At 69.1% G+C, this 23,328-nt stretch carries 21 protein-coding genes; 8 read left to right on the forward strand and 13 right to left on the reverse strand.

What is annotated here, in order from left to right; genetic code table 11:
- Positions 1-54: 54 nt before the first annotated feature.
- Positions 55-639, reverse strand: a complete 585-nt coding sequence (locus QM708_RS01110; protein WP_415103555.1) for a hypothetical protein — start codon at positions 637-639, stop codon at positions 55-57.
- Positions 640-759: 120 nt separating this feature from the next.
- On the opposite strand from QM708_RS01110, the gene QM708_RS01115 reads away from it, so the two are divergent.
- Together QM708_RS01115 and QM708_RS01120 are read left to right on the forward strand one after the other, a co-directional pair.
- Positions 760-987 carry a helix-turn-helix transcriptional regulator gene (locus QM708_RS01115; protein WP_415103557.1) on the forward strand — a complete coding sequence of 76 codons (228 nt, stop codon included), beginning with the start codon at positions 760-762 and terminating at the stop codon, positions 985-987.
- A gap of 1 nt (position 988) precedes the next feature.
- Positions 989-1,492 (forward strand): hypothetical protein, encoded by a 504-nt coding sequence (locus QM708_RS01120; RefSeq protein WP_415103559.1) that lies wholly within the window; start codon positions 989-991, stop codon positions 1,490-1,492.
- 117 nt (positions 1,493-1,609) lie between these two features.
- Here the strand turns inward: QM708_RS01120 and QM708_RS01125 are convergent, their stop codons facing one another.
- The 3 genes from QM708_RS01125 to QM708_RS01135 form a co-directional block, all read right to left on the reverse strand.
- A complete protein-coding gene (locus tag QM708_RS01125; protein WP_415103561.1) occupies positions 1,610-4,453 on the reverse strand; it encodes a vitamin B12-dependent ribonucleotide reductase in 2,844 nt (947 codons plus the stop codon).
- Between the two features lie 45 nt (positions 4,454-4,498).
- The gene (nrdR, locus tag QM708_RS01130; protein ID WP_415103563.1) at positions 4,499-5,104 is read right to left on the reverse strand and encodes a transcriptional regulator NrdR; all 606 of its coding nucleotides are present in this window, start codon (positions 5,102-5,104) and stop codon (positions 4,499-4,501) included.
- 140 nt (positions 5,105-5,244) lie between these two features.
- Entirely contained in the window at positions 5,245-5,718 is a 474-nt protein-coding gene (locus QM708_RS01135) for a hypothetical protein (RefSeq protein ID WP_415103566.1), read from the reverse strand.
- A gap of 200 nt (positions 5,719-5,918) precedes the next feature.
- Here QM708_RS01135 and lexA point away from each other — a divergent pair, with 200 nt between their 5' ends.
- Positions 5,919-6,728, forward strand: a complete 810-nt coding sequence (lexA, locus tag QM708_RS01140; protein WP_415103568.1) for a transcriptional repressor LexA — start codon at positions 5,919-5,921, stop codon at positions 6,726-6,728.
- Between the two features lie 10 nt (positions 6,729-6,738).
- Here the strand turns inward: lexA and QM708_RS01145 are convergent, their stop codons facing one another.
- Positions 6,739-8,655 carry an ATP-dependent DNA helicase gene (locus QM708_RS01145; RefSeq protein WP_415111205.1) on the reverse strand — a complete coding sequence of 639 codons (1,917 nt, stop codon included), beginning with the start codon at positions 8,653-8,655 and terminating at the stop codon, positions 6,739-6,741.
- A gap of 155 nt (positions 8,656-8,810) precedes the next feature.
- On the opposite strand from QM708_RS01145, the gene QM708_RS01150 reads away from it, so the two are divergent.
- Together QM708_RS01150 and QM708_RS01155 are read left to right on the forward strand one after the other, a co-directional pair.
- Complete coding sequence (locus QM708_RS01150; protein ID WP_415103570.1) at positions 8,811-9,041, forward strand: hypothetical protein; 231 nt, start codon at positions 8,811-8,813, stop codon at positions 9,039-9,041.
- The gene (locus QM708_RS01155; RefSeq protein ID WP_415103572.1) at positions 9,041-9,448 is read left to right on the forward strand and encodes a TA system VapC family ribonuclease toxin; all 408 of its coding nucleotides are present in this window, start codon (positions 9,041-9,043) and stop codon (positions 9,446-9,448) included. Before QM708_RS01150 ends, QM708_RS01155 begins: the two co-directional genes overlap by 1 nt.
- Positions 9,449-9,639: 191 nt before the next feature.
- On the opposite strand, the gene QM708_RS01160 is transcribed toward QM708_RS01155, so the two are convergent.
- Positions 9,640-10,476, reverse strand: a complete 837-nt coding sequence (locus QM708_RS01160; protein WP_415103574.1) for a Cof-type HAD-IIB family hydrolase — start codon at positions 10,474-10,476, stop codon at positions 9,640-9,642.
- A 229-nt stretch (positions 10,477-10,705) separates the two neighbouring features.
- Here QM708_RS01160 and QM708_RS01165 point away from each other — a divergent pair, with 229 nt between their 5' ends.
- Complete coding sequence (locus QM708_RS01165) at positions 10,706-11,659, forward strand: 2-hydroxyacid dehydrogenase (protein ID WP_415103576.1); 954 nt, start codon at positions 10,706-10,708, stop codon at positions 11,657-11,659.
- A 348-nt stretch (positions 11,660-12,007) separates the two neighbouring features.
- Here the strand turns inward: QM708_RS01165 and QM708_RS01170 are convergent, their stop codons facing one another.
- The 5 genes from QM708_RS01170 to QM708_RS01190 form a co-directional block, all read right to left on the reverse strand.
- On the reverse strand, positions 12,008-14,050 hold the full coding sequence (locus QM708_RS01170) for a glucose PTS transporter subunit IIA (protein ID WP_415103578.1): 2,043 nt from the start codon (positions 14,048-14,050) through the stop codon (positions 12,008-12,010).
- Positions 14,047-15,729 carry an alpha,alpha-phosphotrehalase gene (gene treC, locus QM708_RS01175; protein ID WP_415103580.1) on the reverse strand — a complete coding sequence of 561 codons (1,683 nt, stop codon included), beginning with the start codon at positions 15,727-15,729 and terminating at the stop codon, positions 14,047-14,049. Before treC ends, QM708_RS01170 begins: the two co-directional genes overlap by 4 nt.
- A 155-nt stretch (positions 15,730-15,884) precedes the next feature.
- Positions 15,885-16,895, reverse strand: a complete 1,011-nt coding sequence (locus tag QM708_RS01180; RefSeq protein ID WP_415103582.1) for a LacI family DNA-binding transcriptional regulator — start codon at positions 16,893-16,895, stop codon at positions 15,885-15,887.
- A 77-nt stretch (positions 16,896-16,972) separates the two neighbouring features.
- Positions 16,973-17,821, reverse strand: a complete 849-nt coding sequence (locus QM708_RS01185; RefSeq protein WP_415103584.1) for an ABC transporter ATP-binding protein — start codon at positions 17,819-17,821, stop codon at positions 16,973-16,975.
- Positions 17,822-17,826: 5 nt separating this feature from the next.
- Positions 17,827-18,861 carry an ABC transporter substrate-binding protein gene (locus QM708_RS01190; RefSeq protein WP_415103586.1) on the reverse strand — a complete coding sequence of 345 codons (1,035 nt, stop codon included), beginning with the start codon at positions 18,859-18,861 and terminating at the stop codon, positions 17,827-17,829.
- A gap of 24 nt (positions 18,862-18,885) precedes the next feature.
- On the opposite strand from QM708_RS01190, the gene QM708_RS01195 reads away from it, so the two are divergent.
- Positions 18,886-19,947: a FecCD family ABC transporter permease gene (locus QM708_RS01195; protein ID WP_415103588.1), complete on the forward strand. Its 1,062-nt coding sequence runs from the start codon at positions 18,886-18,888 to the stop codon at positions 19,945-19,947.
- A complete protein-coding gene (locus QM708_RS01200; protein WP_415103590.1) occupies positions 19,944-20,999 on the forward strand; it encodes a FecCD family ABC transporter permease in 1,056 nt (351 codons plus the stop codon). The genes QM708_RS01195 and QM708_RS01200 overlap by 4 nt, the downstream gene beginning before the upstream one ends.
- A gap of 15 nt (positions 21,000-21,014) precedes the next feature.
- Here QM708_RS01200 and hflX read toward each other — a convergent pair whose 3' ends face one another.
- Together hflX and dapF are read right to left on the reverse strand one after the other, a co-directional pair.
- Positions 21,015-22,445 (reverse strand): GTPase HflX, encoded by a 1,431-nt coding sequence (hflX, locus tag QM708_RS01205; RefSeq protein WP_415103592.1) that lies wholly within the window; start codon positions 22,443-22,445, stop codon positions 21,015-21,017.
- Positions 22,442-23,278 carry a diaminopimelate epimerase gene (gene dapF / locus QM708_RS01210; protein WP_415111208.1) on the reverse strand — a complete coding sequence of 279 codons (837 nt, stop codon included), beginning with the start codon at positions 23,276-23,278 and terminating at the stop codon, positions 22,442-22,444. The genes hflX and dapF overlap by 4 nt, the downstream gene beginning before the upstream one ends.
- Positions 23,279-23,328 lie beyond the last annotated feature (50 nt).

Below are 23,328 nucleotides of genomic sequence, written 5' to 3' on the forward strand. Positions count from 1 at the left end.
CGCTTTTACCCACCCGTGACATCCGCTGCCCGATCCAGGGCGGGTTCGCCCGGCTCAGCGAGGTCGATAGGGATGATCGGCGTCCGGCGGTTCGGCCGGTGGACGCCAGCGCGGCCCGAAGTTCATCCAGCCCACGTACCCGAGCAGCACAGAGACGACCATGATCAACCCCGTGATGAAGGTCCACATCGGCGGCGCCTGCCCCACGGCGGCGGCACCCGCAGTCCACAGCGTGTAGCCCGCGAACGTCAGGCCGACGGCCCCCATCCACCCGAGGTCGTCGCGGAGCATGCGCCGCGCCGCCGGCAGATTCTCCTCGCGCCTCCAGTGGGCTTTCTGCGGCCGGGTGAGCAGCGCGGTCGTGCGGATGCGATCGGAGGGAACGATCATGCAGGTCACCACCGTGAGCGCACCGACCGAAGCGCCGAGCACGACATGGGCGGTGCGCGACCACCAGCGCGTCACCTCGTCCTTGAAGTCCAAAGGCCCTGGGACGGCGTCCGGCAACGTGAAGGCCTGCCACACGATCAGCACGCTGTAGCCCGCCGTCGCCGCCCAGAACGCGATCTGCCCGGCTCGCGGCGCGGGCACGTTGACATCCGGGAGGCCGGACGCCGAGGGTCCCTCCGGAACGGTCATGCGCTCAGTGTAAGCCGGACACGCGGCGACGCTGTGCGCGCGAGCGCCCACCCGAAGAATGTCGGGTATTTTTGGCGCGATGTCTTGTATATCCGACATTGTGTCGTGTATAACTGACACATGGACACGGACAGGAAGACCCGGACGGGCAACGCGCGGATGAAGGCCGCGCGGGTGGCCCGCGGCCTGACCCAAGCGGAACTGGCCGCATTGGTCCGCGTCTCCCGGCAGACCATCTCGATGATGGAGGCCGGCACGCACAACCCCACCCTGAACCTGTGCCTCGACGTGTGTCATGCGCTGGGCACGGACCTCAATTCCCTGTTCTGGGAAGAAAGCGATCACTGACATGGACGAGCGTCAAGCCATCAACGCGGGCAAGGCAGCCCTGATCACCCTCGCCGTCATCTGCCTCGGCGCCCTCGGCGTCCTCGTGTGGGAGTACGCCACCACCAAGGAGGTCACCAACACCGCCGCCGTCGCCGTGCTGCTCGTCTCCGGCGGCCTGTTCTGGGCCTTCGAGCGCATGTTCGGCGCCGAAGCACCCCGCTCGTTGCTGGGCCGCGAACTACCGACCGGCGCCACCGCCGCCGAACGCGCCGAGCGCCGCCGCGCCTACGCCGTCGATGCGCTCGCGCTGGCGATCTCCGGTGTGGTGCTGGGCATCGGCGGCTTCATGCTCGGCGACCCGGACGCCTTCGGCTCCCTCGGCCTGCCGGGTGGGCCGGTGACCGGGGCCGTGCTCGGATTCGTGGCGTTGTTCGTGATCTCGTTCAGCCTGAGCTGGCTGGTCGGCGAGGCGGACTCCCGCGCAGTCGAGAAGCGCCTCGCCCGCCTGGAGGCCCAGGTCTGACCCATCCCGACCCAGCCCACCGGCCCGGCGGACCCCCGCGCTCCATCACGGAGGCGGGGGTTCGCCTCGTTCTCACGGCCCGCCTCGCGACGGCCCGCACTCACAACAGCCGCGGCCCTAGCTGCAGCCGCTGGTGGAGCCGCAGCCCTCGCAGACGTAGCAGCTGCCCGAGGGGCGCATCTTGGTGCCGCAGGTGAAGCACAGCGGCGCGTCGACGGCGTGCCCGGTGAGGCTTTCCATCAGTTCGGCCGTGGTGTGCGCCTGCGGCGCGGCGATCAGCGAGGGCTGGTTGGCGCCGGCCTCGTCGAAACGCCGGTTGTCGGCGGCGTCGTTGCGCAGCGCGTCCGAATCGATCAGCTGAGCCTCGTCCTCCTCCGACAGGTAGGAGCCGGTCGCCACGTACCGGGCCCGCTCGGCGGCGGTGTAGATGCCGAGTTCGGCGCGCTCGTCGAAGCTCAGATAGTCCAGGGACAACCGCTTGAACACGTAGTCGATCACGGATTGCGCCATCCGCAGGTCGGGGTCGTCGGTCATGCCGGCCGGCTCGAACTTGAGGTTGGTGAACTTCTGCACGTAGGTCTCCAGCGGCACCCCGTACTGCAGCGCGATCGAGATCGCGATCGAGAAGGCGTCCATCACCCCGGCCAGGGTCGAGCCCTGCTTGCCGAGCTTGAGGAACAGTTCGCCGAGGCGTCCGTCGGGGTATTCCGAACTCGTCATGTACCCCTCGGCGCCGCCGACGGTGAACGAGGTGGTGCGTGACATCCGCTGCTTGGGCAGGCGCTGGCGGCGCGGGCGGTATTCGATCCGCACCTGCGGCTCGGCCGCCTCCGGCACCGCCGGTTCGGTCTTCTTCTTGCCATCGCTGAGCGGCTGGCCGACCTTGCAGTTGTCGCGGTAGACCGCCAGCGCCTTCAGGCCGAGCTTCCAGCCCTGCAGGTAGACGTCAGCGATGTCCTCCACGGTCGCCGATTCGGGCAGGTTGACCGTCTTGGAGATGGCTCCGGACAGGAACGGCTGCACCGCGGCCATCATCCGCACATGCCCCATCGGCTGGATGAACCGCTGCCCCATCGCCGTGTCGAACACCGAGTAATGCTCCGGCTTGAGCGATGGCGCGCCGACCACGTGGCCGTGCTCGCCGATGTAGGCGACGATCGCCTCGCTCGCCTGGTCGTCGTAGCCGAGGCGGCGCAGTGCCCGCGGGATGGTCTGGTTGACGATCTGCATCGACCCGCCGCCGACGAGCTTCTTGAACTTGACCAGCGAGAAGTCCGGCTCGATGCCGGTGGTGTCGCAGTCCATCATGAAGCCGATGGTGCCGGTCGGGGCGAGCAGGGACGCCTGCGCGTTGCGGAAGCCGTGCGCGGCACCGAGGGCCACCACCTGCTCCCATTCCCGGGTGGCGGCCTCGTGGATCGGCCGGTCGGACGACTCGGCCACGGCGAGATCGTCGTGGGCCGCCTGATGCTTGCGCATCACCCGCTGATGGGCGGACGCGTTGCGCGCGTAGCCCGCATACGGGCCGACCGCTTCGGCGAGTTCCGCGGACCGGCGGTAGGCGGCGGCGGTCATCAGCGAGGTGATCGCGGCGGCGAGGCCACGCCCGCCCTCGGAGTCGTAGCCGCGCCCCATCGCCATCAGCAGCGCGCCCAGGTTGGCGTACCCGATGCCGAGCTGGCGGTAGTCGCGCGTCGTCTGCGCGATCGATTCGGTCGGGAAGTCGGCGAACGTGATCGAGATGTCCATCGCGGTGATGATCAGCTCGCAGGCCTTCACGAACGACGCCACGTCGAAGCTGTCGTCCTCGCGCAGGAACCTCAGCAGGTTGAGGCTGGCCAGGTTGCAGGAACTGTTGTCGAGGCTCATGTACTCCGAGCACGGGTTGGACGCCGTGATGCGCCCGGTCTCGGGGTTGGTGTGCCAGGCATTGATGGTGTCGTCGTACTGGATGCCCGGATCGGCGCAGGCCCAGGCCGCCTGGGCCATCTTGGTGAACAACGCGCGGGCGTCCACGGTGTCGACGACCTCGCCGGTCATCCGCGCGCGCAGCCCGAAGCCGGCGCCCGCCTCGACCGCACACATGAACTCGTCGCTGACCCGTACCGAGTTGTTGGCGTTCTGGTACTGCACCGAGACGATGTCCTTGCCGCCCAGGTCCATGTCGAAGCCGGCGTCGCGCAGCGCGCGGATCTTGTCCTCTTCGCGCGCCTTGGTCTCGATGAACTCCTCGATGTCGGGGTGGTCGACGTCGAGCACGACCATCTTGGCTGCGCGGCGGGTGGCGCCGCCGGACTTGATCGTGCCGGCCGAGGCGTCCGCGCCGCGCATGAACGACACCGGGCCGGACGCGGCACCGCCGGAGGACAGCAGTTCCTTGCTGGAGCGGATCCGGGACAGATTCACGCCGGCGCCGGAGCCGCCCTTGAAGATCATCCCCTCCTCGCCGTACCAGTTCAGGATCGACTCCATCGAGTCGTCGACGCTGAGGATGAAGCAGGCGCTCACCTGCTGCTTGCTGGCGGTGCCCACGTTGAACCAGACCGGGGAGTTGAAGCTGAACACCTGATGCAGCAGCATCCAGGTCAGCTCGTCAGAGAAGACGTCCGCGTCGGCGCCGGTGGCGAAGTAGCCGTGCGCCCGCCCGGCTCGGGTGTAGGCGCCGACCACCCGGTCGATGATCTGCCGCAGGCTGGTCTCGCGTTGCGGTGTGCCCAGCGCGCCGCGGAAGTACTTGGTGGTGACGATGGTGGAGGCGTTCAGGCTCCAGAAGTCGGGGAACTCGACCCCGGACTGCTCGAAAACGGTCTCGCCGGTCTTCCAGTTGGTCTGCACCACATCGCGCCGCTCCCAGGTGACCTCGTCGTAGGGGTGGACGCCTTCGGTGCTGAAGACGCGCTCGATGCTCAGACCCCGACCCGCCGAGGCCTGCTCATTCGGGGCGTGCTGTGTCGTGGTCACGTGACCTACCTCCTCGACGTGGGCGGCCGATGCCGCCGCGATCAATCAGAACAGTTGTTCAGCTGTGGGAACCGCCACCGCTTCGGGCTCGGGCTCGGCGACCCGGGGCTTGCGCGCCCGCGTCTTGCGCGTCTTCACCGGAGCTTCCGCGGATGCCTCCGCCACCGGTTCTGCTTCGGTCGCCGGCGTCGCGGCCAAGGCGGCGGCCATCGACTCGCGCAACAGCGCGATCTCGGCTTCGAAGTCATCGACGGACTTGTACTGGCGGTAGACGGACGCGAAACGCAGGTAGGCGATCGGATCGAGTTCCTTCAGCGGGCCGAGGATGGCGATGCCGACATCGTCGGCTGGAATCTCGGCCTGACCGCTGGCGCGAATGGTCTCTTCGACCTTCTGCCCCAGCTTGGCCAGATCGGCTTCGGTGACCGGACGACCCTTGCATGCTTTCCGGACGCCGTTGACGACCTTCTCGCGGGAGAACGGCTCGATCACCCCGGAGCGTTTCACCACCACCAACTGCATCTGCTCCAAGGTGGTAAACCGTCTCAGGCAGGACCGGCATTCGCGGCGGCGCCGGATCGCGCTGCCGTCCTCGGTGACCCGGGAGTCGAGCACGCGGGAATCGACATGGCGGCAATAAGGGCAATACACGGCTCCACCTCCGGCTCGCGACCGCATACCTCTCCAGGCACGCGCCATGCGTCGACATCGGCCTCCCACAATACAACCCGTGGACACGGATTGCAGCGAAAGCACTAGATGTAGTGGATGGTCGCGGGATGAAGGTGTCGCTAGGAGCGCTCCCCCGCGATCGAGGAACTCGCCCCCGACAGTGCCACCGCCGGGGCCGCCGGCGTGGTCAACGGCTCGTTGCTCACCGCGAAGAAGGCGCCCACGATCGTACCGAACATGAACAGCGCGGTGATCATCACCACCGAAACCATCACGGCGACGCCGCGCGGCGTCCACACCAGGCGCGTCGGCGCCGCGACCACAGCCGGTGCAGCCACGGCCTCCACCCCAACCGCCCGCTCGTCCGACACCGCAGCGCAGGCAACCTCGGCATGAACCGGCGCCGGCGCCACATCGGCGCACGCCCGCGGCTTCACGTGAGCCCAGTGAACGACGGGAGGATGCTCGCCCGTGGGACCGAGCGGCGTGCGCTGGCTGTCGCGGCGCGGCGCGCCGGACGACGGCCGGAGCCCCTGGGCGGCGCGCGAGCGCACCCCGGAACGGCTGGTTCCCTCAAGCATCAAGGCAGTCATGACGACCTCCATTCCTCGAACGTCTGTTCGAACAGTATTATCGAACAATCTTGCGATTGCAAGCACCTGGGCTGGCACCTCGCCCAGCGATCCGGGCTGTTCACCACCTTCGCAGCCGGGTCTGACATTTTTCACACGGCCACCACGACACGCTCGAACGAATGTTTGAATGAGGTGTTCGATTGTCCTAGATTGATGCCATGGCCACTACGGATGATGCCTCGGGCGCACACCGCCGCCCCTTGCCCAAGCAGAAGCGTCGCGGGCGTCCGACCGATGAGGATCTCGCGAAGCTCGGCAAGGCACGACCACTGCCTGAGTCACCGGCCGACACGCACGGCCTGACCTTGCGGCAGCGGCTCATCCTGCAGACCATCCACGATACGGTGGCGAGCCGCGGCTATCCGCCGACCATCCGCGAGATCGGCGACGCCGTCGGCCTGGCATCCTCCTCCAGCGTCGCGCACCAGTTGAACGTCCTGGAGGCCAAAGGTTTCCTGTTCCGCGACCCGAAGCTCCCCCGCGCGCTGGCGGTGCGCCTGCCGGGCTCCGACGAGCCTGCGGTCGCGCTCCCGCAGGTGGTGGCGGACGCCGCACCCGCGGCGTCCGGCTATGGGGACGACGTGCACGTCTCCCGCACGATCGACGTTCCCATCGTGGGGCGCATCGCCGCCGGCGGGCCGATCCTGGCCGAGGAGCGGATCGAGGACGTGTTCCCGCTGCCCCGCGATCTGGTCGGCGACGGCACCCTGTTCCTGCTCGAGGTGCGCGGCGATTCGATGATCGAGGCCGCCATCTGTGACGGCGACTACGTGGTGGTCCGTCAGCAGCCGGACGCGAACAACGGCGACATCGTGGCCGCGATGATCGACGGCGAGGCGACGGTAAAGACCTTCAAGCGGACGCCGGGCCAGGTCTGGTTGCTGCCGCACAACGAGGCCTATCAGCCGATCGACGGCAACCAGGCCACCATTCTCGGCAAGGTCACCGCGGTGCTGCGCCGGGTGTGACCCTTCGGCGTTATTGCGCCGCCAGCCGGCGCAGCGCCGACACGGCGACCTCGCGGTCGGTGGTGGACCAGAAGCCGGGCATGGACGAGCGCAGGAACGAGCCGTAGCGGGCGGTGCGCAGCCGCGGATCCAGCACCGCGACGACGCCGCGGTCGTCGATGCGGCGGATGAGGCGTCCGGAACCCTGGGCGAGCAGCAATGCGGCGTGCGCGGCGGCCACCGCCATGAACCCGTTGCCGCCGGAGGTCTGCACCGCCTTCTGCCGGGCCTGCATCAGCGGCTCGTCCGGGCGCGGGAACGGGATCTTGTCGATGATCACCAGCTGGCAGGTGGCCCCGGGAACATCCACGCCCTGCCACAAGCTGAGCGTGCCGAACAGCGAGGTCTCGGGCTCGTCGATGAAGCGCCTGGTCAGCTCGCTGAGCTGGGCGTCACCTTGGCACAGGATGGTCTGGGCTGGCAGTTCCGCCCGGCAATACCGGGCGGCCGCCTCGGCGTTGCGTTGCGACGCGAACAGGCCCAGCGTCCGCCCGCCGGCCGCCCAGATCAGTTCGGCGATCTCGGCGAGCGCCTCGGGGGTGATGCCGTCGCGGCGCGGATTCGGCAGCCGGTCGGCGACGTAGAGGATTCCCTGGCGGGCGTAGTCGAACGGCGATCCGACGTCGAGGGCGCGCCATTCCAGGCCGGTGCGCTCCTCGGGCCCATCACCGGTCAACTGTTCGGCGCGCTGCAGCCCGACAGCGGACGCCGCCGCGGCGAAGTCGCCGCCCAGCTTGAGGGTGGCCGAGGTGAGGACGGTCGGCGTCCGGCTCAGCACCCGCTCGCGCAGTAGCCCGGCCACATTGAGAGGTGCGATCACCAGCCAGCGGCCGAAGCGCTCACGTTCGCTCACCCACAGCACGTCGGTGGCGGACGCCGCGCCCATCGCCTCGGCAACGTCGAAGACCTCCTTGGCCGCGGCGGCGGCCTGCTTCACGGCGGGATCGTCGCTCTTCAGCGCGCTGACCACACGGCGGGCGGCGTCCCGGATCCGGCCCAGCACTTCGCGCACCGGAGAATCCGGCGACTCGATGCGCTCGAGCGGGACGTCCTCGAGCACCTGGGCGAGCGCGTCGCCCAGGTCGAGGAACTCGATCGCCAGGTCGTCATCGGACAGGTGCGCCAGGCACCGCTTGGCCACCCGCTCCACCTGCTGCGGGCTCAGCTCGTGCGAGGCGGCGCCGGTCACCCGCGAGGTGAGTTCGTGGGCCTCGTCGATGACGAGCAACTCGTGCTCGGGCAGCACGGTATTGCCGTGCATCGCGTCGATCGCGAGCAGCGCGTGGTTGGTGACGACCAGTTGCGACTCGCGGGCCGTCTCGCGGGAGCGCTCGACGAAACACACGTCGCCGAAGCGGCACTGGTGCGCACCCAGACATTCACGGACAGGCACCGACACCTGAGCCCACGCCGCGGCCGTGTGGGTCGGGGCGTCGTCGCGGTCGCCCGCACCGTCGGCGTCCAGTTCAGCCTGCACCCATTCGCGCAAGGCGACCACCTCGGCCCCGACCACGGACGCCGCGTCCGCGCGCGCGGCACGCAACTCATCGGCAAGCGTGTCGCCGCCCAGCAGCGAGTCCTGCTCCAGACCGGTGCCGTCGAGCACCTTGTGCAGGCAGGCGTAGTTGGTCCGCCCCTTGAGCACGGCGGCGCTGATCCGGCGTCCGGTCACCTGTTCGGCAGCCTGGATAGCGGCAGGAATGTCAGAGTTCGCCAGCTGCGCCTGCAGCGCCAGCGTCGCGGTGGCGATCACCACCCGCTCGTTCGGGTGCGCGTTCAGATGGGCCAGCGCGGGGGCGAGATAGCCCAGCGACTTGCCAGTTCCGGTGCCGGCCTGGACGAGCACATGCTCGCCCTCGGTGAAGGCGTGATCGATCGCCTCGGCCATGGCCACCTGCCCCTCGCGCGGCGCGCCGCCGATCGCCGCCACGGCGGCGTCCAGGATCGCGCGGGTTCCAGAAGGCACCGGCCGAGGTTACCCGAGTACCGCTCGGGTCGCGTGACACCCTTTCACATCACTCTTGATGCACATATGATGCACACATGCGCACCACCGTTGACCTTCCCGACCGGACGCACGCCCGCGCGAAGCGTCTGGCCGAGGAACGAGGCGTATCGCTTTCGGCCATGGTTGCCGAACTGACCGTTCGTGGCTTGGCACAACTCGACTCCCCCGTCGAACTCGGCCGGGACGAGCGAACCGGGTTGCCGATGATCTCGCTCGGGCGCACGATCACGACCGGCGAGGTCGTCGACCTGATCGACGAGGAGTGATGAGCACCTACCTGCTCGATGCAAACGTCGTCATCGCCTTGACCGTGCAGGAGCATGAGCACCACGCGTTGGCCAGTGCTTGGTTCGCCCAAGATGTGCGGACCGCCTATCTCTGCCCCATCGTCGAGGGGGCGTTGCTGCGATTCCTGGTGCGAGTCGGGGAGGCTCCATCGACGGCGTTCGCGCTTCTCGACGCACTCCACGATCACCCCACTGTCGAGTTCCGTGGCGAGGCTCTTTCCTACCGCGACATCGATCGCGGCGAAGTACGGGGATACCGGCAACTCACCGACGCCTACCTGGTCGCGCTGGCCGGCTCCCTCGGGGCCGTGCTCGCGACGTTTGACCGGGGCCTTGCCCAGCATCACCCATCGACGACGCTGCTCCTCGGGAGCGAACCCGAGTAGTCGTCGCCGCGCGGCCCCGTCCGCCGGAAACGTCACACAAATCTCGGATCTGACGGGCGACGGTGGCGATTCGAGTGACGTTTCCGGCACTCCGGTGGGCGGAGACCACGGCCATCGGTTCCCCTCACGGCGGTTACGCCACCGCGGGCATCAGCGTAGGCACATGGCGTGGTGACTCGCGCCGGACGGCCTCAGCCCAGCAGGCCGAGGTGCTCGAAAGCCTGGTAGAGGCCGTCGTCATTGACGTCGGCGGTCACGTAGTCGGCGGCCGCCATCACGTCGTCGGAGGAGTTGCCCATAGCGACCGCGACGGCGCAGTACTCCAGCATCGGGAGATCCACGGTCGCATCACCCATCGCGACGGTGTCGGCGCGGTCGGCGCCCAGGTGGGCCAGTAGGACGTCCACCGCGTGGGCCTTGTCGATGTTCGCCACGCCCAGATCACCGAACAGGGCGTGCGAACCGCGTCCGCCCCAGGTGCCGGCCTTCAACTGCGGGAACGCCTCCTTGGAGTCGAGGTGATCTTGGTAGTCGCCGAGGACGAAGCTGATCTTGTTGATGTCGTCGCGGTACAGGTCGGCGCCGTAGATCATCTCGGGGAACACCTCGTCCATGGTGACGTTCGCGCTGTCCTCACGGCCCTTGCCCGCCGAATAGGTGCGGATCGCCGGCAAGGCGCCTTCCTTGAAGTTCTCGCTGCCGTACAGGCCCGAATTCGCCTCCAGGTAGAACTCCAGGCCGCGCCCGTGCAGCCAATCCACGATGGCCCGGCATTCGTCGAGGGTCAGCGACTGGTGCATCACCACCTCGCCGTCGTGCTCGACGTAGGAGCCGTTGCCGCCGATCATGCCGTCGATGCCGATCTCCCACAGCTCCTCGTACATCTCCGCCTTGCTGCGGCCGGTGGTGAGGAAGACCAGATGCCCCGCCGCACGCGCCCGCCGGATCGCGTCCACCGCCGAGGGCGGAAGCTGATTCGAGTAGTCCACGACGGTGCCGTCCACGTCGAGGAAAATGATGCGCGGCATGAAGGGTCCTTCCGGTTGCGGGCTGTACCGCCAACCTATCGGACCGGTATCCGCCGCAAGTACGCTCCAATGAGGCCAACGGCGGCCTCCTCATTGTCTGTCCGCCGGAAGCTCGGCGGTCCCCGCCCGCGGCGCGAGGAGCGGGGGTACAGTCCGGCACATACGACACCCGAGTGAGCGGCGCGCAAGCCCGGGCGGGCGATGCCGCCGCCGTTTCCAGGAGAGCAGAATGATCGAGGACAAGACCGTCGTGCTGAACGCCGGCCTGGTGAACTACGACGGCCAGATCGACTACACGCCGATCGCCTCCGAAGTGGTGATCCACGACGAGACGCCGGAAGACCTGATCCTGGAGCGGGTCGACGGGTTCACGATCGTCGTCACCAAAGAGATGAAGGTCAGCGGCGACATCATCCGGCAATTTCCCGGCAGCGTGAAGATGATCTGCGAAGCCGGAACGGGATACAACAACCTCGACCTGGACGCCGCGCGGGAGAAGGGGATCGTGGTGTGCAACATTCCCGCCTACAGCAGCGAGCGGGTCGCCCACACCGCCATCCTGATGATCCTCAGCCTGGCGAGTTCACTGCAGAAGCAGATCCGCATGCTCGCCTCCGGCAACCACGACAACTTCCACCGGCACCTGATGGTGGACCATGTGGAGGTCAACGGAAAGACCCTGGGTGTGATCGGCTACGGCGACATCGCGCGCGCCACCATCACGGTCGCCCAGGCGCTGGGCATGAGCATTCTGGTGGCGACCAGGACGCCGCGGGCCGATACCGGCGGCGTCCATTTCACGACCAACGAAGAAATCTTCGCCCGCAGCGACTTCATCTCGCTGCACTGTCCGCTGAACGAGTCGACCCGGCACCTGATCAACCGGCAGACGCTGGCGCTGATGAAGCCGACCGCCTACCTGATCAACACCGCCCGCGGCGCGCTGATCGATGAGGTCGCGCTGATCGAGGCACTGAACGAGGGCGTGATCGCGGGAGCCGGCCTGGACGTGCAGGAGGTCGAACCACCGGACGACGCAAGCCCGCTGTACCGCATGGACAACGTCATCCTCACCCCTCACATGGGTTGGCGTGGCCTCGAGACCCGCCGGCGCCTGGTCTCCATGATCGGCGACAACATCCGCGCCTTCGCCGAGGGGCGGCCGATCAACCGAGTCGTGTGACGGATCCCCGGCCTGAACCTTGACACCAACAGCCGTGACACGATCGCGCCGAGCTGCCAGATGGGACTCAGACCAAGCAGAGGTCGTTTTCACGGCGCTGACACGAGTGAATTCAGTTCCGGACCAAGAAATGGTCGTTATCAGGCCAAATACAGAGCCCATAACGACCATTTCTTAGTCCGGACCGAGTTCAGTGGTCTCGCCCTGATCGATAACGACAATCTCTTGGTCCGAAACGACTCCGCGGCCAGAACTGAGTGTGGCGGAGCAACCCGCTCTCCCGCAGCGCGTCTCCTCACCGAAAGAGCCCCGCGGGATACTCGTCCGCGCGGGGCTCCTCGACCAGGTTCAGGCGCCGGCGGGTTCGCGCTTGCCCAGGCGCACCTTCTTCACGGTGCGTTCCTGCTCCAGCATGCTGTCGTCGAACCCGAAGAAGTAGGTGAGGGTGAACGACACCACCAGCGCGGCGGCCGAGGCGATCAGGAAGCCCCAGAAGCTGTGATCGAGACCGGCCGGGTTGACGAACGACGGGAACCCGACGAACGCGCCGGTGAAGCCGTACATGTTCACGTCGAGCAGGCCGGTGAGCAGGCCGCCGACGGCGCCGCCGATCGAGGCGGTGATGAACACCCGGCCGTATTTGAGGTTGAGGCCATACATGGCGGGCTCGGTGATGCCGCAGAAGGCGGAGATGGTCGCGGTCCCGGCCAGCACCTTGATCTTGTCGTTGCAGGTCTTCAGCCAGATCGCGAGCGCGCCGGCTCCCTGGGCGATCATCGTCGCCGACACGATGGCGTTCAGCGGCGAGAAGCCATCGGTGGCGATCTGGGCCGCGATCAGCGGAATCACCGCCCAGTGCAGGCCGAAGATGACCAGGCACTGGTAGAAGCCGCCGATCAGCAGGCCGGCGATGGTGTAGTTGAGGTCGAGGACGCTGTTGATGCCGTTCGCGATGCCACCGGAGATGAACATGATGACCGGGCCGAACACGACCAGGATCAGCGTCGACACCACGAACACCTCGATCAGCGGCGCGAAGATGCTGCGCAGCACCGGCGGGATGTAGCGCTTGAGCAGCGGCTCGATGCGCGCCGCCAGCCAGGCTGCCACGATGATCGGGAAGATCGAGTAGGCGTACGCATTGCCCTGGGGCAGTGAGACGGGAATGCCGAAGAAGTCGGCGTTGAACACGGTCGCGCCGAGTTGGGCAACCACGCGGTAACCCTCGGCGTCCGGGTTCGACATGGCCGCCACCGACGGGAACACCAGCACGCCGCCGATGATCGACACGATGATCGGGTCCGATCCGAGCCGCTTCGCCGCGGTGAAGCCGATGATGATGGGCAGGAAGTAGAACATCGACGACGACATCGCGTCGATGAAGGTGAACGTGCTGGAATCGGCCCGCACCACGTTGAACTGGGTAAGCAGCGCGAGGATGCCCTTGAGAATGCCGGACGCCGCCAGCAGCCCGATCACCGGGATCATCGACCCGGTGATCACGCCGATCAGCGAGCTGAAGCCGAACTTGAGCCAGCCGACCGCGGTGGTGGGCCGCTCGACCTCCTCGACCACGGCGTCGGAGCCGCCGTCGCCGCCGATCTGCTTGCGGACGGCCGCGTACACGTCCTCGACGGCCGCGCCGATCACCACTTGGTACTGCCCGCCCGCCTTGACGACGTCGATCACGCCGTCCAGGTTCGCGACCACCGCGTCGTCGGCCAGCGACTGGTCCTTGAGGTAGAAGCGCACCCGGGTAATGCAGTGCAGCACGTTGGCGACGTTCTCCTTGCCGCCGATGTTGGCCAAGATGTCGTAGGCGAGCAGGTCGTAGCCGGTCAGCCCGGCGCGCGCGGGACCGTCGGCCACCACGGGTGCTGCCACGGACGCCGCCACCTCGGCCGGCTCGCCGCTCGCGCCCGGGGTCACGGACGCGGCCGGGGCGCCCGCCGCCGCCTCGCCGAACACCGGGGTGACCACGTCGCCGCGCTTCTTCAGATTGGTGAAGATGACCGCGGTGGTGGTCGACTTGCCGGCCGCCTCGACGGCCGCGAGGTCCATGGTGCCGACGGCCTGCCCGGCGTTCACGGCATCGCCGCGGGTGATGGTCAGCGCGAACGGCGCGCCGTTGAGTTCGACGGTGTCGATGCCCATGTGGACCAGGATCTCCAGGCCGTCGCCGGTCTTGATCGCGAACGCGTGCCCGGTCTTGGCGACCATCACGATCTTTCCGGACGCCGGCGCGACCACCTCGCCCCCGGACGGGACGACGCCGAAGCCGTCGCCCATCTTCTTGGAGGCGAAGACGGGATCCGGGACGTCCTCCATCCGGATCACCGTGCCGCCGAGTGGCGCGACGATCGTTGTCTGGTCGGGTGACGGCTGTGTCATGACAGTTCTCCTTGAGAGGGGGAAGGGATGCGGAGCGCCAGCGCCTCGTACGGGCGCAGCGTGACCTGCGGCGAGGACGGCGACGGCGTGGACGGGTAGTTGGCGATCAGGACGCCGGCGCCGGCGAAGGCGTCCGGGATCTCGACCGAGGTCTGCTCGCCGTAGAAGTTGGCCAGCACCAGGAGTTGTTCGTCGCCGAGCCGGCGCAGGTAGGCGAGCACGCTCGGGTGATCGGGGGCATACGGCTCGACGGTGCCTTCGGCGATGAGCGGGGACGCCTTCCGGAGCCGGATCAGCTGCCGGTAGTAGGGCAGGATCCGGCCGTTGGCCTCCTCGTCGGCGACGTTGATCCGGTCGTGGTTGGTGGGCCGCAGCCACGGCGTGGCGGTGCTGAACCCGGCATGCTCCTCGGCGGTCCACTGCATCGGTGTGCGGGCGTTGTCGCGGGCCTTCGTGTGCACGATGGCGAAGGCGTCCTCATCGGTCATGCCGGACGCCACCAGTGCGGCGTGGGCGTTGATCGCCTCCACGTCGACGTAGTCGCCGATGACGTCGTATTCGGGATCGGTCATGCCGATTTCCTCACCCATGTACACGTACGGGGTTCCGCGCAGCAGGTGAATGACGGTGGCGAGCATGGTGGCCGATTCTTCGCGATAGCGGACCGGATCGCCGAACCGGTCCAGGGCGCGCGGCTGGTCGTGGTTGTTCCAGAATAGGGCGTTCCAGCCGTTTCCTTCCTGCATCCGCAGCGCCCACTCCATCAGCAGCCGCTTCAGCTCGGCGAAATCGAACCGCATCAGCGACCATTTCTCACCGCCGGCGTAGTCCACCTTCAGGTGATGGAAGTTGAACACCATCGACAACTCGCCGTTGGCCGGATCGGAGTACCGCAGGCAGGCTTCGATGGAGGTCGAGGACATCTCCCCCACCGTCACCGATTCCGGGTCCTGGCCGTAGCTGCGCGCGGCCAGCTCCTGCAGGTAGGTGTGCACGAGTTCGCCGTCGGTGTACATTCGCCGGTCGTCGGTGCCCGCGGGTGCGGACGGCAGGTTCTCGGGCTTGCCGATCAGGTTGATCACGTCGAACCGGAACCCACGAACGCCCTTGCCGCGCCAGAATTCGACGACGCTGGCCATCTCTTCGCGCACCCGCGGGTTGTGCCAGTTCAGGTCGGCTTGCGTGACGTCGAACAGGTGCAGGTAGTACAGGCCGGTGTCGCCGAACGGCGCCCAGGCCGGGCCGCCGAATTTCGAGACCCAGTTGTTGGGCAGGCCGTTCGGCACCGCGCCCGGCACGCCCGGGCGGAGGTAGAAGAAGTCCTGGTATTCGCGCTCGCCGGCCAGGGCGCGCTGGAACCATTCGTGTTGGGTCGAGGTGTGGTTGAGCACCATGTCGAGCATGACGCCGATGCCGTGGGCGTCCAGGGCCGCGACGAGTTCCTCGAAGTCCGCCATGGTGCCCATCGCCGGATCGATCGCGTAATAGTCGGCGATGTCGTAGCCGTTGTCGCGCTGCGGCGACACTAAGAACGGGTTGAACCACACCATGTCGACGCCCAAGGAGGCGATGTAGGGCACTTTCGCGATCACGCCGCGCAGGTCGCCGACGCCGCTCCCGGAGGAGTCGAAAAATGATTTGGGGTAGACCTGGTAGATGGTCCGGTCATGAAATCCCACGACGATCCTCCCGACGGCGGCGGCTGAAGCGATGACCTCAGGCTAAGCGCCCAGGCGGTGGGAAAGGAATGATTCCGGGCCTGCTCTTGCGCGACTGTTGCGCGCTTGCGCAACCTTGAGAAAACACCGCTCCGGCTTGCGCGAACGGTGTGCGGTCAGCGTGCCGGCGGACGGGCGGTGGACTCGCGGATGATCAGCTTCGTCGCCAGCACCTCGGAGGTCACCGAATCGTCGCCGGCCAGGATCCGCAACGCCATCCGCGCGGCGGCGCGGCCTTGCTCGCGGGCGGGCTGGGCGATGGTGGTCAGGCCGACGAGCGCGGCGACCGGATGGTCGTCCACGCCGATGATGGCGATATCGTCGGGCACCCGGACGCCGGCGGCCCGGAAGGTCGCCATCATGCCGGCCGCCATCTCGTCGGAGGCCGCCACCACGGCTTCGGGGAGCGCGTCGCCGGCCAGCAGCGCCTCGGCCGCGTCGCGTCCGGCCGACGGCCCGAACGGCACCAGCACCTGCCAGGACGCCTCGAGCCCGGCCCGCTCCATGCTGAGCGCGAAGCCCTGGCCGCGATGGAAGCCAGCGCTGCCCGGCATGCCGTCGTGGTCGGTGTAGGAGGCGTACACGATCCGCCGGTAACCGGTGTTGATCAGGTAGTTGGTCGCCTTCTGGCCCACCGCGACATCATCGATGCCGACGCTGTGCAGGCCGGCGACGATCGTGCCGGCGGCGATCACGGGCACCCCGAGATCGCGGGCGGCGTCCACCGACAACCCCGACGGCATCGGCACCAGGATCACGGCGTCAGCGCGCCGCGGCAGGGCACCGAAGATCTTCGCCCGCTCCGCGGCGGACATGCCCTGATACACGGTGAAGGAGGCCATGTCCGGGGTGAGCACGTCGTGCAGCCCGGCCAGCATCGAGCCGAACACCCAGCGGTCGGCTTCGGGAATCACCGCCGCGATCCGGCCGTTCGGCGTCCGGCGCGGCGACGGGCCCGGATCACCGGCGATGTAGCCGAACTGGCGGGCGATCGCAAGGATTTGGGCCCGCTTGGCCGTCGAGACCCCCGGCGCCCCGCTGAGCGCCCGGGACACGGTCGACACCGCTACCCCGGCGGCCGCGGCGATCTCCGCCATCCCCGCCGGCGACCTGGTCTCCTCACGCATGGGGCGAGCATAGCGAGGACGAGGCCCGCGCCCGCCGCGGGGCATCCGGATGCGCCGCGGCCGGCCGGCGGCGGCGGTCATCCGGGGCCGGTGCCGTCCCCGGCAGCCTGCAGCACCCGCGGGCGCTCGCTGCGCGGCACCACCATCGGTGTGCCGGTGAGCGGGTCGGGCACGACCTGGCAGTCGATGCCGAACACGTCGTGGACCAGGTCGCGGGTGACGATCGTCTCGGGCACCCCGGTGGCCAGGATCTGCCCGGCGCGCATCGCGATCAGGCGGTCGGCGTAGCGGAAGGCCTGGTTGAGATCGTGCAGCACGGCGACGACGGTCTTGCCGTGTTCCTCGACCAGTTCCCGGCACAGGTCGAGCACCTCGAGTTGATGAGCCAGGTCGAGGTAGGTGGTGGGCTCGTCCAGCAGCAGGATCTCGGTCTGCTGGGCGAGCGCCATCGCGATCCAGACCCGCTGGCGCTGGCCGCCGGACAGTTCGGCGACCCTGCGGTCGGCCAACTCGATCGTTCGGGTCCGTTCCATCGCCCAGATCACGGCCTGTTCGTCCTGCTTCGACCACTGCCGGAACATGCCCTGGTGCGGGAACCGGCCACGGGCGACCAGATCACCGACGGTGATGCCGTCGGGTGCCACCGCCGATTGCGGTAGCAGGGCGACCGCCCGCGCGAACTGCTTGGAGTTCATGCCACCGATCTCGGTGCCGTCCAGCGCGACCCGGCCGGTGGTGGGCCGCAGCACGCGGCCGAACGCCCGCAGCAAGGTCGACTTGCCGCAGGCGTTCGGGCCGACGATGACGGTGAATACCCCCGGCGCGACCCGGGCGTCGAGTTGGGCCAGGACCGGCGTCTCCCGGCCTGGGTAGGTCAGGGAGATCTGCTCGGCGACCAGCCCGTCGCGCCGCTGCTGCACCGTCATCCCTCCTAGCCGAGCGTCTTCTGCAGCGAGCTCAGGATGCCGCGGGCCGCGGTCGGTCCGACATTGAGGTAGAACACGTCGTCATCGACCTCGACGGCATGACCGGCGGAGACCGCCTTGAGGGTCGGCCACAGCGACTGGCCGGTCAGTTCGGTCTCGTTGCCACCCTGGACGCCGTACAGGATCCAGTCGGCGTCCGCCTTCTCGAGTTGCTCGCTGCTGATGTCGACCGAGGTCTGGTCGGTGAAGCGCTGGCTCTCGGGGCGGGCCAGTGCGCTGTCCTCGGCGACCGAGCCGGAGAAGGACGCGACGCCGAACACGCGCATCCGGTCGCCGTTCTTGCGCAGGAAGGACACCGTCGGCGCCCCCGTCACCTTGGCGCCGAAGGCCGCGGCGTCCGCGTGGTAGGTGGTGAGCCACTGCTCGGCCTGCTGCCGCTTGCCGAGGGCGTCCGCGAGCAGCAGGAAGTCCTGCTTCCAGTACAGGCCGGTGCCCTGGGTGGCGACGGTCGGCGCGATCGCGTTCAGGCTGGCGTACAGCGCGGCGGCGTCCTTGCCCGCGTTGTTCATCACGATCAGGTCGGGCTTGACGTTGGCCACGGTCTCGATGTCGGGCGCGAAGCGGCTGCCCACGTAGGTGATCGCCTCCAGCTCGGCCTTCTTGTCGGCGAACGCCTCGAACAGGTACGGCGGAACCATGTCGGCGCCCTCACCGGCGGTCGATCCTGCGGGCACCACACCGAGGGTGAGCAGGGCGTCGGCCTGGCCGGTCGAGATGACCACCACCTTCTCGGGCTGCTTGCTCAGCACGGTCTCGCCCTGGAAGTGCACGACCGTCCGCGGGAACACCCCGTCGTCGGCGGTGCTGCCCTTGCCCTCGGGCATGGTGCGCGGTGTGGTGTAGCTCACCGCGGCGGCCGTGGGCGAGGAGGACGACGAAGAAGCGGGGGTCGCCGGGGTGCCCGCGCACGCGGTGAGCAGGGACGCCGCGACGGCGAGAACCGCGGCGAGGGTGGCGCGGGCCTTGAGTTGATGAGTCATATAGGTGAGCCTAACATTGCCTAAATGACCACCACGGCGCAGCCGCCCACCCAATATTCGGGGTCGGCCGAACGGCTTCTCCGCAGCCGCGCCGCACAACGCCGCCGCGTCGTGTTCACCGTTGCGGGAGGGCTGGTTCTGCTCGCCGTCCTGGTCGCCACCAGCGTGGCGATCGGCTCCAACCCGCTCACGCCCGCCGAGGTGTGGCGCGGGCTGACCGCGCTGGACGGCTCGCGCGAGAGCCTGATCGTCTGGGAGCTCCGGATGCCGCGAACCGCGCTGGCGCTGGTGGTCGGCGGCGCGCTGGCGGTGGCCGGCGTCCTGATGCAGGCCCTCACCCGCAATCCGCTCGCCGAACCCGGCATTCTCGGCGTGAACGCGGGCGCGGCCTTCGCGGTGGTCACCTCGATCACGCTGCTGGGCCTCACCCAGGTGCACCAGCAGCTGTGGTTCGCGCTCCTCGGCGCGGCCGCCGCGGCGGGCTTCGCCTACACGGTGAGCCTGCGCCGGACCCATCGCAGCGACCACGCCCGCCTGGTGCTGGCCGGGGCCGCGCTCAGCGCCAGCCTCGGCGCCTGCACGGGCATCATCACCCTGTTCAACAGCAAAACGTTCAGCTCCTACCGGTTCTGGGTGATCGGGTCGGTGGCGAATCGCGGGCCGGAGGTGCTGATGCCGATCCTGCCGCTGATCGCGGTCGGCCTGGTGCTGGCGCTGACCCTGGCCCCGTCGCTGAACGCGCTCGCCCTGGGTGAGGAGCAGGCGACCGCGCTCGGCGCACGGCTGGGCCTGATCCGGGTGCTCGCGTTCGTGGCGATCACCCTGCTGTGCGGCGCGGCCACCGCCGCTGCGGGACCGATCGGGTTCGTCGGTCTGGTCGTGCCGCACACCCTGCGCCTGCTCATCGGCGCCGACCAGCGGACGGTGCTCGCCCTGTCGGTGCTGGCCGGGCCCGCGCTGGTCCTGCTCGCCGACATCGTCGGACGGGTGGTCACCCGGCCCGGGGAACTCGAGGTCGGCGTGGTCACCGCCTTCATCGGCGCCCCCGTCCTGTTGGCCCTCCTCCTCGATCGGAGCTGGCGATGACCGCGACCTCCTACACCCCGGCCGGCTACCTGCTGGCCCGCGTCGGCGTCCGGCGCTCGGTGCTGATCCACCGCCGGTCGGCCGTCGTGACCGTCTGCGCGCTTGCGTTGACCCTGGCCGTCGCCACCCTCACCATGGCGACCGGGCCGTATGCGATCACGCCGCAGGAGGCGCTCGGCACCCTGCTCGGCGGCGGCTCGGCCACCGACCGCTTCATCGTCCTCGACCAGCGGCTTCCGCGCGCCGTCGCCGCGGCGTTGGTCGGTATTGCGCTCGGCGGGTCGGGCGCGATCTTCCAGAGCGTGTCGCGCAACGCCCTCGGCAGCCCCGACATCGTCGGCTTCACCACCGGCGCGGCCAGCGGAGGCCTGATCGCGATCCTGGTGGTCGGCGCGGGCAGCAGCAGCCCGGTCTTCGCCGGCACCATCATCGGCGGGGCCGCCACCGCGCTGGTCGTGATCGCGTTCGCACTGCGGCGCGGGGCGACCGGTGACCGGCTGGTGCTCAGCGGCATCGCGATCGCCGCCATGCTGGCCGCCGTCAACGACTACCTGATCAGCCGCGCGCCCCTGGAGTCGGCCGAGGCCGCCAAGGCCTGGCAGCACGGCAGCCTGAACGCGATCACCTGGGCGCCGCTGCTGCCTCTGGCCGTCACGCTGCCGCTGATCGTCCCGGTCGCGATCCTGCTCACCCGCCGGATGCGGCTACTCGAACTCGGCGACGACTCCGCCGCGGGGGTCGGCGTCCACGTGATCGGCACCCGGATCACCGCGATCGTGACCGGCATCGCGCTGGTCGCTGTCGGGGTGGCCACCGCGGGCCCGATCGGCTTCCTCGCCCTGGCCGCGCCGCAGTTGGCGCGGCGGCTGACCGGCGCACCGGGCATCGCGCCGGGTGCGTCGATGGCCATCGGCGCCGCGCTGCTGGTGATCGCCGACCTGCTCGCGCAGCGCCTGCTCAGCCCGTTCCAGATCCCGGTCGGGCTGGTCACCTCCGCGGTCGGCGGCGCCTACCTGGTCTGGCTGCTCACCCTGGCCCGCCAGCGGGTCTGAGCCGGACGCCGCCGCTCAGGCCGGGCGCGCCTCGGCGTCCGCCACGAACTGCTCGAGTTCGCCGGCCAGGTTCGGGTTGACCCGGGTGTGCACCAGGGTGCCCTCGCCGGTGTGCTCGGGCTCGGCCAGCAACTCGCCCTCCAGGTGGATGCGGTTGACCAGGTCGTGGCGGGCGTACGGGATCAGCAGGCGCAACTCCACCGCCGGGCGCGGCAGCCGCTCCTCGACCCGGGCGCGTAGTTCGTCCAGGCCCTCGCCGGTGCGCGCCGAGCAGAACACGGCGTCGGGGGCGAGGGTGCGCAGCGGGATCAGCACCGCGGGGTCGACCAGGTCGGTCTTGTTGAACACGATCTGTTCGGCGATGGTGCCCGCGCCGATCTCGCCGAGCACGGTGCGCACCGCGGCGATCTGGCCGGCCGGGTCGGGGTCGGCGGCGTCCACCACGTGCACCAGCAGATCGGCCTCGACCGACTCCTCCAGGGTGGAGCGGAATGCCTCGACCAGGTCGTGCGGCAGGTGCCGGACGAAGCCGACCGTGTCGGTGAGGGTGAACACTCGCCCGTCGGTGGTCTGGGTGCGCCGGGTGGTCGGGTCGAGGGTGGCGAACAGGGCGTCCTCGACCAGGACGCCGGCGCCGGTGAGCCGGTTGAGCAGCGAGGACTTGCCGGCGTTGGTGTAGCCGACGATCGCCACCGACGGGATCAGGTTGCGCCGCCGTTCGGCCCGCTTGGTGTCGCGGACGGCGTCCATCTCGCGCAACCGCTTGCGCAGCTGGGCGATCCGGGTGCGGATCCGGCGCCGGTCGGTCTCGATCTTCGTCTCACCGGGACCACGACCACCGATGCCGGCACCACCGGCCGCGCGCCCGCCCGCCTGGCGGGACAGGTTGCCGCCCCAGCCGCGCAGCCGCTGGCGCAGGTACTGCAGCTGGGCGAGCTCGACCTGGGCCTTGCCCTCGATCGACTTGGCGTGCTGGGCGAAGATGTCCAGGATCAGCGCGGTGCGGTCGATCACCTTGACCCCGATCCGGTCCTCCAGGTTGCGCAGCTGTGCCGGTTCCAGTTCGCCGTCGCAGATCACCGTGTCGGCGCCGGTCGCGATCACCACCTCGCGTACCTCGTCCACCTTGCCGCGGCCGATGTAGGTGGCCGGGTCGGCGTGCGAGCGGCGCTGCACCAGCCCGTCGAGCACCTCCGATCCCGCGGTCTCGGCGAGCAGTTTCAGCTCGGCCATCGCGTTGTCGGAGTCGGTCTGGCTGCCGCTGGTCCACACGCCGACCAGCACCACGCGCTCCAGTTGCAGCTCGCGGTACTCGACCTCGCTGATGTCGGTGAGCTGGGTCGACATGCCCGCGATGCGGCGCAGGCTGATCCGTTCGGCCAGATCCAGCTGATCGCCGTCGAAGGCGGTCTCGTCGTCGTAGCCGGTGTCGTTCAGGTCGGTCATGAATCTCCTTCGCCGGGCAGCCTCACGCTGCCCCGCGCCACGATCACGGCCGGGCCAGTCAGCCAGGCCTCTCCCCCGCGCAGCTCGACCTCGACCTGCCCGCCGGGAACGTGCACCGTCCAGGTGCCGTCGGTCTGCCCGTGCGCCCGCGCCGTGGCGGACGCCGCCGCGACCGTCCCCGTGCCGCACGAGTCGGTTTCCCCGACGCCGCGCTCGAACACGCGCATCCGCACCTCGTGGGCACCGAGGTCGTCGACGAACTCCACATTGACGCCGTGCGGGAAGCGTTCGGCCGGCGTCCAGACCGGGGCGCGGGTCAGGTCGAGGGCGCCCAGGTCCTCGCCGGCGTCCAGCAGGACGACCGCGTGCGGGTTGCCGACATCGACCGGCGTCGCCGGCCATTCGGCTCCGTCGAGGGACACCCGGGTCGCGGCGTCCGCGATCGCCGGGCGGCCCATCCAGACCCGGACGCGGCCGTCAGCGAGCAGTTCGGCCGAGCGCAGGCCCGCGCGGGTGCCCAGCGGCAGCACACCCTCGCGATCGACCAGACCTTCCTCGGCGAGGTAGCGGGCGAAGACGCGCACCCCGTTTCCGCACATCTCGGCCAGGGAGCCGTCCGCGTTGCGGTAGTCCATGAACCACAGCTCGGGGTCGCCGCCCCAGCCCGGAATGTGGCGCGCCCTGACGGCGCGCAGCACGCCGTCGCCGCCGATCCCGGCCCGGCGATCGCACAGGAAGCGCACGTCGGCATCGCTGAGCGGGCGCGCGTCGTCGGCGTCCGTCACCAAGACGAAGTCGTTGCGGGTCCCATGCCCCTTCGCGAACTCAAGCACATCGGACATTCTCCCATGCCAGCCGACTAGGATGCTGGGTGACCCGGACG

This window comes from Propioniciclava sp. (assembly GCF_047602245.1).
GTDB lineage: Bacteria > Actinomycetota > Actinomycetes > Propionibacteriales > Propionibacteriaceae > Propioniciclava.

Coding starts and splice junctions, on each gene's coding strand:
- QM708_RS01110 (WP_415103555.1), bottom strand. CDS start 639: ATGACCGTTCCGGAGGGACCCTCGGCGTCCGGCCTCCCGGATGTCAAC.
- QM708_RS01115 (WP_415103557.1), top strand. CDS start 760: ATGGACACGGACAGGAAGACCCGGACGGGCAACGCGCGGATGAAGGCC.
- QM708_RS01120 (WP_415103559.1), top strand. CDS start 989: ATGGACGAGCGTCAAGCCATCAACGCGGGCAAGGCAGCCCTGATCACC.
- QM708_RS01135 (WP_415103566.1), bottom strand. CDS start 5,718: ATGACTGCCTTGATGCTTGAGGGAACCAGCCGTTCCGGGGTGCGCTCG.
- lexA (WP_415103568.1), top strand. CDS start 5,919: ATGGCCACTACGGATGATGCCTCGGGCGCACACCGCCGCCCCTTGCCC.
- QM708_RS01145 (WP_415111205.1), bottom strand. CDS start 8,655: ATGGCCGAGGCGATCGATCACGCCTTCACCGAGGGCGAGCATGTGCTC.
- QM708_RS01150 (WP_415103570.1), top strand. CDS start 8,811: ATGCGCACCACCGTTGACCTTCCCGACCGGACGCACGCCCGCGCGAAG.
- QM708_RS01155 (WP_415103572.1), top strand. CDS start 9,041: ATGAGCACCTACCTGCTCGATGCAAACGTCGTCATCGCCTTGACCGTG.
- QM708_RS01160 (WP_415103574.1), bottom strand. CDS start 10,476: ATGCCGCGCATCATTTTCCTCGACGTGGACGGCACCGTCGTGGACTAC.
- QM708_RS01165 (WP_415103576.1), top strand. CDS start 10,706: ATGATCGAGGACAAGACCGTCGTGCTGAACGCCGGCCTGGTGAACTAC.
- QM708_RS01170 (WP_415103578.1), bottom strand. CDS start 14,050: ATGACACAGCCGTCACCCGACCAGACAACGATCGTCGCGCCACTCGGC.
- QM708_RS01180 (WP_415103582.1), bottom strand. CDS start 16,895: ATGCGTGAGGAGACCAGGTCGCCGGCGGGGATGGCGGAGATCGCCGCG.
- QM708_RS01185 (WP_415103584.1), bottom strand. CDS start 17,821: ATGACGGTGCAGCAGCGGCGCGACGGGCTGGTCGCCGAGCAGATCTCC.
- QM708_RS01190 (WP_415103586.1), bottom strand. CDS start 18,861: ATGACTCATCAACTCAAGGCCCGCGCCACCCTCGCCGCGGTTCTCGCC.
- QM708_RS01195 (WP_415103588.1), top strand. CDS start 18,886: ATGACCACCACGGCGCAGCCGCCCACCCAATATTCGGGGTCGGCCGAA.
- QM708_RS01200 (WP_415103590.1), top strand. CDS start 19,944: ATGACCGCGACCTCCTACACCCCGGCCGGCTACCTGCTGGCCCGCGTC.
- hflX (WP_415103592.1), bottom strand. CDS start 22,445: ATGACCGACCTGAACGACACCGGCTACGACGACGAGACCGCCTTCGAC.